Source organism: uncultured Chitinophaga sp. (assembly GCF_937898475.1).
In the GTDB taxonomy this organism is placed as follows: domain Bacteria; phylum Bacteroidota; class Bacteroidia; order Chitinophagales; family Chitinophagaceae; genus Chitinophaga.
Genome location: NZ_CALEJS010000016.1, coordinates 606,000 through 620,654 on the forward strand (window position 1 = coordinate 606,000; position 14,655 = coordinate 620,654).

General features: G+C 46.7%; 7 protein-coding genes. All 7 read right to left on the reverse strand.

Annotated features, from left to right (window positions below):
- Positions 1-2: 2 nt before the first annotated feature.
- The 7 genes from Q0577_RS12340 to Q0577_RS12370 all read right to left on the reverse strand — a co-directional run bounded on the left by Q0577_RS12340 (position 3) and on the right by Q0577_RS12370 (position 14,632).
- The gene (locus tag Q0577_RS12340) at positions 3-3,047 is read right to left on the reverse strand and encodes a TonB-dependent receptor (RefSeq protein ID WP_298736664.1); all 3,045 of its coding nucleotides are present in this window, start codon (positions 3,045-3,047) and stop codon (positions 3-5) included.
- 431 nt (positions 3,048-3,478) lie between these two features.
- Positions 3,479-5,095, reverse strand: a complete 1,617-nt coding sequence (locus Q0577_RS12345) for a RagB/SusD family nutrient uptake outer membrane protein (RefSeq protein WP_298736665.1) — start codon at positions 5,093-5,095, stop codon at positions 3,479-3,481.
- Between the two features lie 18 nt (positions 5,096-5,113).
- On the reverse strand, positions 5,114-8,254 hold the full coding sequence (locus Q0577_RS12350; protein WP_298736666.1) for a TonB-dependent receptor: 3,141 nt from the start codon (positions 8,252-8,254) through the stop codon (positions 5,114-5,116).
- A 454-nt stretch (positions 8,255-8,708) separates the two neighbouring features.
- Positions 8,709-9,188 (reverse strand): lipid-binding protein, encoded by a 480-nt coding sequence (locus tag Q0577_RS12355; RefSeq protein WP_298736668.1) that lies wholly within the window; start codon positions 9,186-9,188, stop codon positions 8,709-8,711.
- Between the two features lie 33 nt (positions 9,189-9,221).
- Complete coding sequence (locus Q0577_RS12360) at positions 9,222-9,884, reverse strand: DUF5011 domain-containing protein (protein WP_298736670.1); 663 nt, start codon at positions 9,882-9,884, stop codon at positions 9,222-9,224.
- Positions 9,885-9,901: 17 nt separating this feature from the next.
- Complete coding sequence (locus tag Q0577_RS12365; protein ID WP_298736672.1) at positions 9,902-11,413, reverse strand: SusD/RagB family nutrient-binding outer membrane lipoprotein; 1,512 nt, start codon at positions 11,411-11,413, stop codon at positions 9,902-9,904.
- Between the two features lie 21 nt (positions 11,414-11,434).
- Complete coding sequence (locus Q0577_RS12370) at positions 11,435-14,632, reverse strand: SusC/RagA family TonB-linked outer membrane protein (RefSeq protein ID WP_366884304.1); 3,198 nt, start codon at positions 14,630-14,632, stop codon at positions 11,435-11,437.
- Positions 14,633-14,655: the final 23 nt, after the last annotated feature.

Consider the following 14,655-nt stretch of genomic DNA (forward strand, 5'->3'; position numbering starts at 1 on the left):
ATTTAGAATTTCACGTTAAGGCCAAAAGTAAATGATCTGAACTGCGGATAGCTGTACAGTGAGTAGGTACCCGGATTAACGGCTAATGATTCTCCGTTAGCCTCGCCAACTTCAGGCAAACCATGATACTTTGTGAACAGTAAAAGGTTGGTTCCCTGTGCGTAGATGCGCAGTCCCTTTACAAATCGAGTACGTGCAAGCAGCTTTTGGTCAAAGTTATACCCCAGGGTAACGTCACGCAGTGTAACATAGTTGCCCTTTTCCAGCCATTTATCTGTATCGTATGTTGATCTCTGTGTAAGATCATTCAGGTTAGGGTATCTCACTTTATCACCTGGTTTTTTCCAATAGTCAAGTGCTTCGGTAAACTGCTGATTCATAATGCTTTCTCCGGCGGACGCACCTGTCTGGTAAACATAGTTCATGATGTAGTTACCGCCTGAGTAGTATAACTGTCCGGAGAGGTCAAACCCTTTATAATTCAGATTGGTAGTAATGCTTCCGAAGTATTTGGGCAGCGGAGATTTTCCACTTAAGATCACAGCATTTGATGCAGAGAAAACATCCGTTGTATGACCGTCCAGCGTGTAATACTCTTCTTTACCTGTTTCAGGATTTACACCAGCCCAGCGTACCATTTTATAAACAAAAATGGGTTCGCCCACTTTCAGGAAGGAAAGGCTGGCGCTGTTAGCAGCAGGCGTATTGTCTGAATAAAGCTCAGTTACTTTATTCTTCACATAGGAATAGGTAGCTCCCACAGTCCAGGTAAGATCCTTCTTGCGTATGATATCGCCGCTTAATGCAAGCTCAATCCCTCTATTCTGGAGGCCACCCACATTTCCGGCAACGGTCTGGAAACCACTTGTGAGGGATACATTAACGCTATACAGCAGAGATGAGGTCTGCCTGTTATAAAGATCAATTGTACCGGTGATCCTGTCATACAGGAAACCGAAGTCAAGACCGAGATCTGTCTGCTTGCTCTTTTCCCAGGTGAGGTTCGGGGACGGTAACTGGTTGGGGCTGGAGGCAGGCTGTGAATTATAGCTAACGTTCAGCGCTGATGTACCTAATGAAGCATATGGACTAAATTGGTCATTACCGCTTGTTCCATAAGACCCCCTTATTTTCAATGCACTTATGATAGCATTATCTTTCAGGAATTCTTCATTCTTAACATCCCATGCAAGGCCGACAGCGCCAAATTGTGCAAATCTTACGTTCTTACCAAAACGGGAAGATCCGTCAATTCTTCCGGAAACGTTTAAATAGTACTTCTTCTCATAATCATACTGAGCTGATCCAAAATAGGATATTACAGCCCAATCCTGCCTTGAGGTAGTGGCCTGGGTAGGTGTTGCACCGTTCTCCAGGGTATTTACACTAGCTGTAGGGAAGTTCCTTGCAGTCAGTGAGAAAGAATAGAATTTATCTTTATTGAACTCCATACCTGCCAGGATATTAATGGAGTGTTTTTCATCAAATGTTTGCTGCCAGTTAGCCGTGTTGGTAAAGATGTACCTGAAATCCCTGGCGCCGTTATCGCGTTTCTGGTTATACCCCAGCACATCAGCCAGGTAAGAACCAGGCTGCAGATAATATTCCTGGAAAAGTGTATAATACGTTAAACCGAGCTGGGTTTTCAAGGTCAGGTGTTTTATTGGACTTACCTGCGCATAGAAAGTACCAAAGTAGGCTGTCGGGTTTTGCGTGTTGGGATTACGATCTGTAGTTTCCATTGCATTCTGGCCTAAACTGGTAAGATTGTATTTACCATCTGATCCCAACAATGGCTCGTACGGATTCAACAGCAGGGAAGAAGCAGAAGCTGCCTGTCCGTTGAACAGCTCCCTGATTGAATTGGTACGAGTATTAATTACACTCATATTTGTTCCCAGTTTCAGCCAATCATGCGGCCTGTACTCAACGTTCAGACGTCCGCCTAACTGGTTAAAGTAGTTGCCATACACCACACCATCGTTATCGCTCTTGATAGCAGAGAGATAGTAGTTGAATTTATCGGAAGATCCTGATACAGAAATCTCATGGCGTTTATAATGACCGGTAGGCAGCATATACTTCCTCCAGTCGCCGGCGCCTCTGCTTGCAGCCATGGTCCAGAGCTGGTTGCGCTGGGCGTCTGTCAAGTCGGGCAACTCAGTGCCTGCTGCATATTCACCGGCAGCAATCCGGTTAGCGATCATAGAATCCAGAATACCATTAGCAGAGTAGTATTCTCCAGCATATTCGTATTGCAGTTTCTGCATAGCATCCATCAAAGTGAGGTTCTTCAGTTTCAGGGCATCATTGATACCGTACTGAAATCCATAACTCACCACAGGCTGTCCGCCTTTACCTTTTTTTGTGGTAACGATCAGCACACCGTTTGAACCCCTGGAACCATATATCGATGTCGCAGCAGCATCTTTTAATACGGTTACATCAGCAATATCGTCAGGTGATATGGAGCTGTACACAGTGGAGGGTACAATATTTCCATCCAGCACAATGATAGGCTCCGAAGAAGCAGTGATAGACCCCTGGCCCCTGATCCTGATAAATGCGTTATTTCCCGGACGGCCGCTGGCGCCGGTAATCTGTAAACCAGGGCTTTTACCCTGTAACAGCTGGGTAAAGGAAGGAATGGGCTTATTCTCTACTTCCTTTCCACCTACGGTGCTGGCAGAGCTTGTCAGATCCGCTCTCTTCATCGTTTGGTAACCTACCACCACTACTTCTGCGATGTCTTCAGATGAAGCCTTTAGTACCACCTGCGCAGCATCAGATATGTTTACGGTTGTGCTTCCGTACCCAACAATGCTGACAGTAAGGTGGCTGGCCTTCACATTTTCAGGTACTGTTAATGTGTAATTTCCCTGTGCATCAGTCATGGTACCGATCCTGGTACCTTTTATAACGACCGTAGCACTTGGTAGTGGGGACCCCGTTTCGTCGGCAACCCGTCCGGAAACGGTTCGTGATTGTGCGATAGCGTGCACAACGCTCATGGCAATGAAGAGCCATAGCAGTAGAGCTTTTTTCATAAGCGATTCTGGATTAAGTGTTTTGTTATACTTTACGCGATTACTAAGCAAATACGGAACACATAGTTTATGCATTTGAGTAAAACCAACAAATTTGCGCCTGCAAGTCAGTAAAGGGTTAGACGGGGTCTTGCAGTACATCGTGTTTGTACATAAGGACTCTCACCAACAGGTATTACGTTATTACATAGGCGCTTCTCTCTAATGGTATCAGGGAACTAAAAACAAGTCATTTTGCTGCTACAATTTCCCTGGGTACTAGATATCGATCTTGGTCAAGTTCAATACTAAAAATTTTGTTAACTCCGTGATAGAAACCGCTGCAATATATAAAATTAGCACCAATTTAACATCTACAACTTAAATGTTAAAAATGGAAAAGCAGCCAGAATCCGGCTGCTTTTCCATTTTTATGATCATTTTAGACAATATCAATATCCGGCGTTCTGCTGGCCTGCCAGGGTAGGATTAGAGGCAACTTCTGTAGCAGGTATAGGCCAGAGAAAACGGAAATCCGTATACGGAATAGCCGCTTTTGTAGGCGTTACCACTGGTCTGTTTACCAGGTCATATTCAGATCCGTCACCTTTGATAGTCAGCACTTTTGCGGGAATACCGTCCATGGCGTAAGCAGGGTTGGGATCTTTCTGCAGGCGGTGAATATCCGGCCAGCGGCGGCCTTCACCCGCAAATTCGATGCGGCGCTCCTGCAGTATTGCCCCCACCAGGTCAGCCGGCGGAGTAGTAAACTCACTTCCTTCGGGAACAGACCTGTTTCGTACGGCATTCAGCAAAAGGAAGGCCTGTGCGGTATTACTCTCACGGGCATACGCTTCGGCAACGTTCAGCAATACTTCTGCATAACGAATGATGGGCGCCCAGTCAGTTTTATTGATGTAATCCCGGTACTTGTAGTTGAAATAGAACCTGGAGGTAGCAGGCACCAGTTGCTGCGTTTGCAGTAATTCACGACGCTTATCGCCGGTTACCCAGAAGGATGCATTGTAAAGGTTAGGGCTGGTAGCCACCAGGCCACGACCACCTTTATCAGCAGGGCCAAACATATTAGGCAGTGCACCATTCACGCCGCCATTGGCCGTAGAAGCCGCACCATTGGCAATTGAGAAAATGGATTCAGTGTTGTTTGCCTGGCTGGTAAACGGCTCATCCGGACTGGCAGTCAGCGCGTAGCCGCCTATAGGGCTGCTAAAATCAGGCCCGGCGCCATTTGTACCCAGTTTAGTGCCTTCCGTAATCACACCAGCCCAATCACCCTGGTGTAGTTTAATACGTGTTTTAAGGGCTATAGCCGCCCCTTTACTGGCGCGGGAGATCAACCTGGATGAAGCAGTTGAATTAGGCAGCTTTTCCTCTGCATAATCCAGATCAGCCAGGATTTTGGTATACACTTCAGCCACCGTACCGCGGCCTACTTTTTTGCCCTCCTCTATACGGTCGGGCGTATTAATAGCTATATCTCTATACGGCACACCAGGCTTATTGCCGTTACCATCCAGGTAAGGGAAGCTGAAATGGAGCAACAGTTCATGATGCGATAATGCACGAAGGAATCGGGCCTCCGCCTCAAACCTTTCTGCTCTGTCAACGGAGATCACTCCGTTCTGCCCTGCTTCCCGCACGCCTTCTATCAGCACATTGGCCTGGTTGATCAGTGAGTACAGGTTCAGCCACATCGCCACGTTGTTGGCAGAAGTAGTGTTATAGGTTGCTTCGTATGTAATCTGGTAAAAAGTAGCGAGGTTCACCATATCTTCCCCACGCATTTCATCCTGCTCGATCGCAGCTGCACCAAACGGATAACCGCGGCCTGCGTAGCTATCTGCATAGCTGCCTACGGCTGCGTTATTGTACATACCATTTACCGCCAGATCAATATTAGCCGAATCAACGAAAACAAGATCCTCCGGTATCTGCGCCTTCGGCTGCAGTTCTGTAAACTTTTCGCAGGAAGCCAGTGCAGCCGCCATTACAACCACGCCTAACACTGTTTTGCCTGCATTATATTTATGTTGCAATAACTTTCTCATATACTTTGCTTGATTTATTTAGAAACCTACGTTAATGCCAAAAGTAATGGTACGGGGAACGGGGTTGGTATTGTAATCGATACCTACCTGACGGTTAACCGCTGCATTAGATGCGTTAAGGGTCATGTTGTTCAGCTCAGGATCAAGACCCGAATAACCGGTTATCACAAATGCATTCTGCACCTGTGCATATACCCTCAGGCGGGATAAACGCATGCGTTGTGCAAATGCTTCGGGTACTGTATAACCAAGCCCGATATTCTGGGCACGCAGGAATTTGCCATCTTCCAGGAAGCGGCTGTTAAGGTTACCGTTCTGCAGTACAAAGTTGTCGCTGCCATAATACAGCATCGGTACATCTGTAACGTCGCCAGCTGATTTCCAGCTGTTCAGCAGTTCTTTACTGTTATTCTGGAACTTCTGGTTATTCAGGCTTTCCTGGCGTGTTACATTGTATACTTTATTACCACCTGCAAAAGAGAGGAAAATGTTCAGATCAAATCCTTTGTAGGTAAAGGTATTGTTCAAACCACCAAACCAGGTAGGGTTAGACTGACCCAGGATCTTTTTATCGCTCAGCGTTAATGCCGCTGCAGGTGTCGTAATATCGCCGGGTTTGGAAGGATCATAGGCATAGTATCTACCTGATCTGATATCTCCCTGAACAATGCTGCCGTCTCCTTTAACCCATAACGGATTACCATTGGCGGAGTTTACACCGGCAGACTCATAACCAAAGAAGGAACCGATTGAATAACCCACTTTGGTAATATTGTAGGCATCAATCAGGTCAGCGTTGTTATACAGTTGCGTCACATTATTCTTTACAAAAGTAACATTCAGGCTGCTGGACCAGGTGAAGTCTGCAGTGCTGATGTTTACGCTGGAAATGGCGAATTCAAATCCCTTATTCCTCATCTGACCAGCATTCACATAAAGTATGTTGGGCTGATCGATTGATGGAACACCCAGTGATGGAGGCACCGGCGCCGCCAGGATCAGCTTATCAACATCATTGCGGAAGTAGTCTGCTGTAAAAGTGATCCTGTTATCCAGGAAACCGAGATCAATACCGGCGTTATATTTCTTACTGGTTTCAAAGGTCAGACCCGGGTTGGCTATCTGTCCGAAAGCTAAACCGTTGTTAGCACCGTAGGGTACCGGTTTAAAAGTACCTGCATATGGATAAGACCCGATCTCTACGTTACCTACCTTAGCCCAGCCTCCACGTAATTTCAGGTTGCTCACAAAATGCAGGGCAGCGGCATTTTTGAAGAACGGTTCTTCTGATATACGCCAGCCAATGGATACTCCCGGCAGGCTAGCATTCTGGCTCCCCCAGGGCAGTGCAGAAATGGCATCCCGGCGGAAAGTAGCGGCTAACAGGTAACGATCTTTGAAAGAATAATTAGCCCTTCCGAAATAAGAACGGAAAGCCTGCTCTGTAAAGGTACCGCCAATCTGGTCGCTGGCGAGGGTGCTGCTGATAATATTATCGCCGGCAAAGTAAGTACCAGACAGGTTGGTACCCTGAGAGTTGAAAGACCTGTTCTGTGTTTTCTGAAATTCAATACCTGCAACAACATTTAATTTGCTGCTGCCTATGGTTTTGTTATAGCTAAGGGTATTGAACCAGTTATAACGGAAACGGGGCAGTGATTGCTGGTAAATATAACCGTTACTGCTTCTGCCATCGCCATGTACGGGATTCCAGTATTGGTAGTCCTCACCATTCAACAGGTTGATACCGATCTGTGAGCGGAAATTCAAACCCTTTAATATCTGGGCATCTACAAAAGCGTCGCCTACAATATTCAGATTCCTGTTACGATAAACGTTGTTATCCAGTACGAACTTAATGTTGGTATAGTTATCATCGATTACTTTGCCGTTACCGCCCTGGCCCAGGGTATTACCGTTCAGGTTGATGTTATAGCTGCCGTCTGCAAACTGGGCAGGAACGTTGGGTAATGCACGGATGGCATTGGTAAGGTTGCCAGACAATGCATTGGTACCTGTATTGAGACCATTATTGGTTACATAGGAGATACCGCTGTTGAAACCGAAGGTAAGGATGTCCAGTGCCTTCTGCTCCAGTTTTGCGCGGAACTGGTATTTGGTCTGATCATTACCGACAGTAGTACCTTGTAAGTTAGCATAGCCAACAGAAAAATAGTAGTTGGTTTGTTCTGTAGCACCACTGAAAGATAAAGAATGATTGTGCTGAAAAGCCCTTCTCAACACAATATCCTGCCAGTCTGTATCATAAGGTTTGCCGGAAGGATCCAGTGTGGGCGCGCCCAGAACGGGTCTACCTGCATTCTCATATTTTTCATTGACAACTTGGATGAACTCATCTGCATTGAGCAGGTCAAAACGCTTGGAGGGAGCGGCAGAAGCAAACCATGCATCGTAAGTAACTTTCGGCTTGCCTAATTTACCCTTCCTGGTAGTGATCAGGATCACGCCATTAGCGGCTCTTGATCCATATATAGCAGTGGCAGAACCGTCTTTCAGTACTTCCATGCTTTCAATATCATTAGGATTGATATCACCCAGGGGATTGTTGGCAGTTACACTACTCTGACTACCGGTAATGTAGGGCACACCATCCACCACGTACAAGGGATCAGAACTGCTGCTGATAGAGTTGGTACCACGTATGCGTATACGGGCGGGCTGACCCAGAATACCGCTGGAAACATTCACCTGCACACCCGTTACCTGTCCGGCCAGCTGACGGTCCACACTGGAAGTAGCAAGGTCTTTCAGCACGTTGCCTTTCAGACTGGAAACAGAGCCCGTAAGGTCGCGGCGTTCTACTGTTCCGTAACCAACAACCACAACCTCATTCAGTGATTTTTCGTTGGCATTCAGGTCTACACTGATGGAGGTTCTTCCTTCAATGGCCACCTGGCGGGTATCAAAGCCAATAAAAGAGAATTCAAGTGTTGGAGCATTGTCCGGAACGGTTAATGAATATTCTCCTTTGGCATTTGTTAATGTTCCCAGAGAGGTTTTGGCGATCTTCACGGTTACACCCGGAAGCGGCGATCCGTCCTTTGCATCTGTAACCCTGCCGGTGATAGTCCGGTTTTGGGCAAATGCATGAACCAGCCCCATAGCCATGAATAAACATAGCATTAAACTTGTTTTCATAAGCAAATGAATGTTGATAGTTTGATTTTGGTTAATAACATAGTTGCGCGTAAAATAATCACCTGATTACTTTAAAAATGATGACAGCTAATAATAACGGGCGATAGGATAACGAAATCGCTATCAATACATCAAAGTGTATGCGTGTATTTATTGTTGTCTTTAATGTTTAGTACTGGATTAAATACTGTTTTTCGGTTTAGATTTGGCAAATAATAGATTAGATTTTGGCTTGGCCCTTGTCATTTTACCCAATAGCAGATGCAATATATAAAAATAGTAGGAAAATATCACGTACAATTAAAATGTTATAAATACTGCGTAGACATGGCAGGGTTAATTTTTACTCATTGTCCCTCAAATACATCATATACAGGACTGCGATTATATGACATAAAAAAGGAAGCAGGTACTTCCTGCCTCCTTTTATTATTAACACAACGGTCGTAATTGTTTAATGTTCATCTTCCAGGAAACCTGATCGCATATGCCCGGAAAATATATACGTCAGATTGTCCGGGTCATCATCAAATTTTGCTTCGAAGTAGATACTGTCTACCACAGCGCCAGACACGGTTGTAGCGGCATTCTGTATCACCTTGCCATTACTGATCGTTACCCTGGAATCATAATACCCGTTCGGCGCATCGGTGGTGGCGAAAGTAAGGCCCCCGGCATCAAACCTGGCCTTTACTTTAAACTGCCAGAAGCTTTCCAGGTCGTCTACCCAAAGACTATCATTATTGGCTGCGGTATTATAGGTCATTATCTTAATGTAGTCCGTGGTATTGCCATCGAAAGACACTTTTACGAACCACTCGCCAGACAACCGTTCAGCACCGGTACCACCGGGATCGGGCAAGTCTTTGGAGCAGGAGCCGAATATGCCGTTCAATCCCAGTAGCAGCAGAAGATATATAGTTACTCTTTTCATGTTTTAATGTTTTTAGTAAAACTCTAATGATAACTATGGAACTTTGGTCCATACTTTCTCCAGTGTAAGGCCACCGGGGAAATCAAGACGTGAAATGGTCCAGGTGATGGTTCCGTTGGCATATACACCCGGATCATCTGCTACCACACGCTGGCCGCCAAGGTCTTGCAATGGCAGGTGTAATGTGGTGCCGTCTGTGCAGAAGAATAATGCGCCGATGACTACCACACTACCGCCGCCCCAGCAATTGGACGTGTAAAAAAGACCATCTGATATTTTAGTGATGGTAGCCTGCGGTGAACCCCCGGAAGCATACGTACCTGAAAGATCTACAGCCGGATCGGGCGCTTCGGGCAGTACCCCTACATAACGGTTTACACTTTTGGCAAAACCGTCTTTGTTAACCGCTGTATAGGTAAGCTTATAAATACCGGACACATTTGTGTTCACCGTTCCGCTCACTGTAACATCCACCGGCTGGCCATTCTCCGTAGCCTCGGCCCCGGGATCTGTAAAAGCCTGGCCTTTTACAACGCCCATATATTGCCCGCCGTTCAGGGCAAGATCTACGAAGAAAGTGATCTTTGATCCGCCTACCTGGTTATCTGTGATGGTAACATCGGGATCTTTTTTACACCCCCCCAGCAACAATACAAGCAGGAAGCTGCAACAGAACTTTATGATAAATAGTTTCATGATCATGCTGTTTTAAGTTATTTAATGGCCCACCAAACGGGAGTTGTAGGAGGTACCAGTGCAGGTACATTTGGATTGGCGCGTATTTCGCTGTCAGGAAATACGAAGCGTTTGATGAACAGGCCGTTAGTAACTGCATTCTTTGGATATACCCAGTATCCCGGCATATAATTGGCAGCCCAGGTCTTACCGTCTGTAGAGTTGCTGTATACAGCACTGGTTCTGGGAAAACCGGTGCGGTTCTTTTCAAAGAAAGCTTCCATTGAGTGGGAGTTCGAAAGAGACGCCCATTTCTGAACGATGATCGCTTCGATCTTTTGCTCCAATGTACCCGCAGCCGGATAAGCGTAGTCGCCTGTCAGCAAAGCACCCGGAGTAAGACCCACCTGGGCAAAAGCGGCGGTAACGCCTGCATTATACAACTCCTTACCTGTGGTGCCATTAGGAGCAGTGCCGTTAAAATATCTTTCCACCGCTTCTGCCTGGAGGAAATAAGACTCTGCCTTTGAAATGAAATGTACGGGAGAGGTCGGATCTATGAATAAATTGGAGGCACTTCCCCAGGGATTGGTAGCAGGATTATTAAAGTCTCCCTGGTTAATAGCAAGGGGCCCTCCGGCGCCAATAGTAAAATACTCATTCACACGCGGGTCATTATGTGTAGCCAGCCAGCTGTAGAACGTCATGCTCAAACGTATGTTCGTGGTAGTATTCAACCGGCGGAAATTCTCTTCGTACAAAGGATTGCTCTTGTCTGGTTGATTTATATAAAAGGCCAGCGCTGCATCTTCCTCCAGAAAAGGAGCGTTTTCTGTGTACAGTGCCCTCACACCGGTGGCCGCATCTGCTGGTTTTGCATTGATCATGCGCAGAAACATTTTCAGCTTCAGGGTGTTGGCAAAAGCTATCCATGCGTCCAGCCTGAAACTGGAACTCTGGAACACCACATCGCTTGTACCCGGCAGCGTATTGGTCCTCGCCGTAAAATCCTTGGAGAGCGCTTCATCAATTTCAGCCAGCAGGGCAGAATAAATAACATCGCCCGGATCGAATTTAGGCGTCAGGTTAGCTTCACCTTGTGAAGCTTCCGAAAAGGGCACCTGGTCATAAAGATCTACCAGTACCGTATAAGTGTAAGCCCTCATTACTGTACCCATAAGCACAAAATTCCAGTCTTCTCTTTCCTTTGCGATCCTGATCAGGGTGGCGTAGTCAGTCAAAGCACCTGAAAACAATTCGTTCCAGCTGCCATTGAAATCCGCACGTGTAACCTGGTAGGCGTCTATATTCTTGTACTGGTTGGAGGCAACGCTTTGCGTCCACAGCTGAGACCAGATGCCGCCAACTATGGCCAGTTCACCGCCAATGCGGCCCGCTGTATAAGCTACCGCTGATGGGAACAGCAGGTTAGGTTCAGCATTCGCAAGTGAGGGATTATTGGGATCTGTATTGATGTCCAGTTCCTTTTTGCAGCTACCGGACAGCATTACTGCCGATAACAACATTGTATATATAATCAGCTTCTTCATAATGCTCTTAACTTTTAAAGGTTAAAAAGTTAGTTTCAGTGCAACACCCAGACTTCTGACACCTGGCGCTGCGCCCACTTCCAGCCAGTCGGACGTTAATGCGTTACCCCTGTTGGCGATCTCAGGATCGATGAAGAGGTTGTCATCCGGCGTCCATATCCAGAGATTTCTGCCAAAGAAGGTGACCATTGCCTGATCGGCACGTATTACACGTGCGTATTTAGAAGGCAGTGCATAGCTGAGGGTAACCTCACGCAGTTTTAAGAAGTCTCTTTTAATAATGTTCTGGCCGTAGGCATAAGCCTTATTGGAAGATATATACCAATATGCGTTATAGTTAGCGTAGTCTATTGGTGTAGTGTTCTCCACATAGGTAGCCTTACCGGAGCCGTCAATTATCTCGTTTACAGAGTTAGGCACAATAAACGGGCGACGGTCGTTATAGGTAGTACGCCATGCATTCCCTACAAAGTTTGTCAGCTCTGAGGTATTGGAGTACATAATACCCCCTTTGCGATAATCAAAATTTAATCCCAGCGCTACGCCCTTATAGCTGAATGTATTTACCAGGCCCATTACAAAATCACGCTGGGTATCACCGTATCTGATGTCGCTGTCGGAATCTACATACAATCCATTTGTAGCGTTAATAATTGGTCTTCCATCAGGGTTTAGCTTAGGTCCTATACCTTCTACCACGCCCAGTGGCTGGCCTTTAATAGCTACAAATTTCATATCACGGAAAGAGGATAACTGGTACCTTTCCTGGCCTTCGGGAAGGTCAAGCACTTCGTTCCTGTTGCGGGAAAAAGTGTAGGTGAAGTCCCAGTTAAATCCATTTCCCCTGAATGGCGCAACGTTAAGGGATAGCTCTATCCCCTTGTTCTGTATCTTACCGAAGTTGATGGTACGTGTTTTGTAGCCGGATGATGGCGCTATATCAATGGCCAGGATCTGGTTATCAGATTTCCTGTCATACCAGGCTATATCAAGACCAATACGGTTATCCCAGAAGCGCAGCTCGGCCCCCAGTTCCAGTTCAGTAGTAAACTCCGGTTTGAGGTCATTATTACCAATACGGTTACCTACCGAGAATGCACTTACTCCGCCTACCGGGAAGATCAGGTTACCGAAACCGGTAATGATGTTTGCAGGCACCAGTACGCTGTTAAGCAGGTATACCCCGGCGTCATTACCTGTTTTACCGTAACCAGCCCTGATCTTGGCGTAAGAAAGTCCCTTGGGATCTGTTTTCAGCAGATCTGTTACTACAAAGGATGCGTTTACGCCGGGATAGAAGAAGTTGTTTGAATTAATGGGCAGGGTGGACGACCAGTCATTTCTTGCATTCAGCGTAAGGAATAAGTAGTTCCTGAAATTCAGCGTTGCCTGACCATATAAGCCGAACAGTCTGCGCAATGTTTCATCCGTGCTAGTCTTCGGCGGATTGGCAGAATTGCTCACATTATAGTACTCAGGTATGGTGAGCCCTTCAATGCTGGAATAGTGGGTACGCGTACCTCTCTCATTGAAGTTAAAACCGATGGTACCGTCTATAGAAAGATCATCATTGATCTTGGGAGACAAAAGCAGCAGCAGGTCCGTATTATACTCCCTGGTGTTGGCGCTGATCTCACCTACATAACCTATGTCCGCCTGGCGGATAGAGCCTGCAGGGTTTGCCCCGGCGTTCCAGCTGCCTTCCTTGGGGGCATTGATGGCTTTCCAGTCTTTCAAACGTGCATTGGTAATATCACCACCTACACGCCATAACAGATTTACCCAGGGGGTAAACTTGTAGCCCATCTCAAAATAACCGAAAACCCGGTCACTGTAATACCTGTTCCCGTTTTCATAAAGGGGGAAGTAGGGGTTTTCTGCATAAGGTGAGAAATAGTTGTCTACATCATAGAACTTGTTACGATAGTTACGGCCGTCAGTGATCACATGGTCACGTGGTATCTGCATGATCTCCTGAAAGGGAGTAGCGCCGCGTTCATCACCAAGGTCAGTTACATAACGGGAAGTTCTTTTAATATAGTTGAGTGATCCCGCCAGCGAGAAACCTCCATACTTGGTAGAGGCCCGCAGGCCGATATTGTTTCGGGTCAGGTAATCGGCAGTGGTGGGTATCACCCCATCGCTGGTAACATTCCCCAGTGAAAGCAGGAAGGTACTGGTTTCATTACCACCGCTGATGGATACTGTATTATTGAATTCCGTACCGATATCATAGAAGTCCCGCATGTTGTCTTTTGCAGGAGAGAAGGGTTTTAACAGCTGCGAATTATCTACTATCGCGCCCCATAAACGTTGTCTGCCGTCCATGCGGGGACCCCAGCTGCCGTTTTCCTCGAAAGCAAAGTGCCCGCTCCATCCCTGGCCAAATGTGTTCTGGAATTCCGGCAGTACACCTACTTTAGAAAAGGTAGCCGCACTGTTTACTTCTACCTTTATCTTGCCGGATTTCCCCTTCTTTGTGGTGATCATCACAACACCGTTGGCTGCACGGGAACCATAAAGTGAGGTAGCACCGGCGCCTTTCAATACTGTTACACTCTCAATATCGTTGGGGTTCAGGTCACTGATACCGTTGCCGAAGTCGAGACCGTTACTGGTGTTATCCGGGTTCCTGTTGGCCAGCTGCTGATTGGTAACCGGCACGCCATCCACTACAAATAAAGGCTGTACGTTGCCGCTCAATGAGGTATAACCGCGCAGTACCACCTTGGAGGAGGCACCTGGCTGCGAGTTCAACGTGGAAATATCAGCGCCAGCCACACGGCCTTTCAGACCGTCCAGCGGACCTGTTGGAGACACCCGGGTGATCTCTTCATTCTTAAGCGAGGTGGCTGCATAACCCACAGAGCGCTTCTGGCGTGCGATACCTAATGCGCCTGTGATCACTACCTCACTGAGGTTCTTGGTGTCCTGGTCCAATGTAATTTCCAGTGTGCCTTCCTGGCCCACCGAAACTTCCTTTGCGGTAAATCCTATGTTCCTGATGATAAGTACGGGGTTGCTTCCTGTAACATTCAATTTGAAATTTCCACTCTGATCGCTGGTGGTACCAGTTGTAGTGCCTTTTAGCTGGACCGTTGCAAACGGTATGGGGACTCCGTCACGTCCAGTTATCCTCCCCGAAACCTGACGTTCTTGGGCGTACGCCAGGCTAAACATTACCATGAGCATGGTAAAAACGAGTAGCGCTTGTTTCATAAGCGAGAAGAAGATTTTGGTTG

Excerpts from the sequence above, each read along its gene's own strand:
- Q0577_RS12340 (WP_298736664.1), bottom strand. The coding sequence starts at position 3,047 with ATGAAAAAAGCTCTACTGCTATGGCTCTTCATTGCCATGAGCGTTGTG.
- Q0577_RS12350 (WP_298736666.1), bottom strand. The coding sequence starts at position 8,254 with ATGAAAACAAGTTTAATGCTATGTTTATTCATGGCTATGGGGCTGGTT.
- Q0577_RS12370 (WP_366884304.1), bottom strand. The coding sequence starts at position 14,632 with ATGAAACAAGCGCTACTCGTTTTTACCATGCTCATGGTAATGTTTAGC.
- Q0577_RS12365 (WP_298736672.1), bottom strand. The coding sequence starts at position 11,413 with ATGAAGAAGCTGATTATATATACAATGTTGTTATCGGCAGTAATGCTG.
- Q0577_RS12345 (WP_298736665.1), bottom strand. The coding sequence starts at position 5,095 with ATGAGAAAGTTATTGCAACATAAATATAATGCAGGCAAAACAGTGTTA.
- Q0577_RS12360 (WP_298736670.1), bottom strand. The coding sequence starts at position 9,884 with ATGAAACTATTTATCATAAAGTTCTGTTGCAGCTTCCTGCTTGTATTG.
- Q0577_RS12355 (WP_298736668.1), bottom strand. The coding sequence starts at position 9,188 with ATGAAAAGAGTAACTATATATCTTCTGCTGCTACTGGGATTGAACGGC.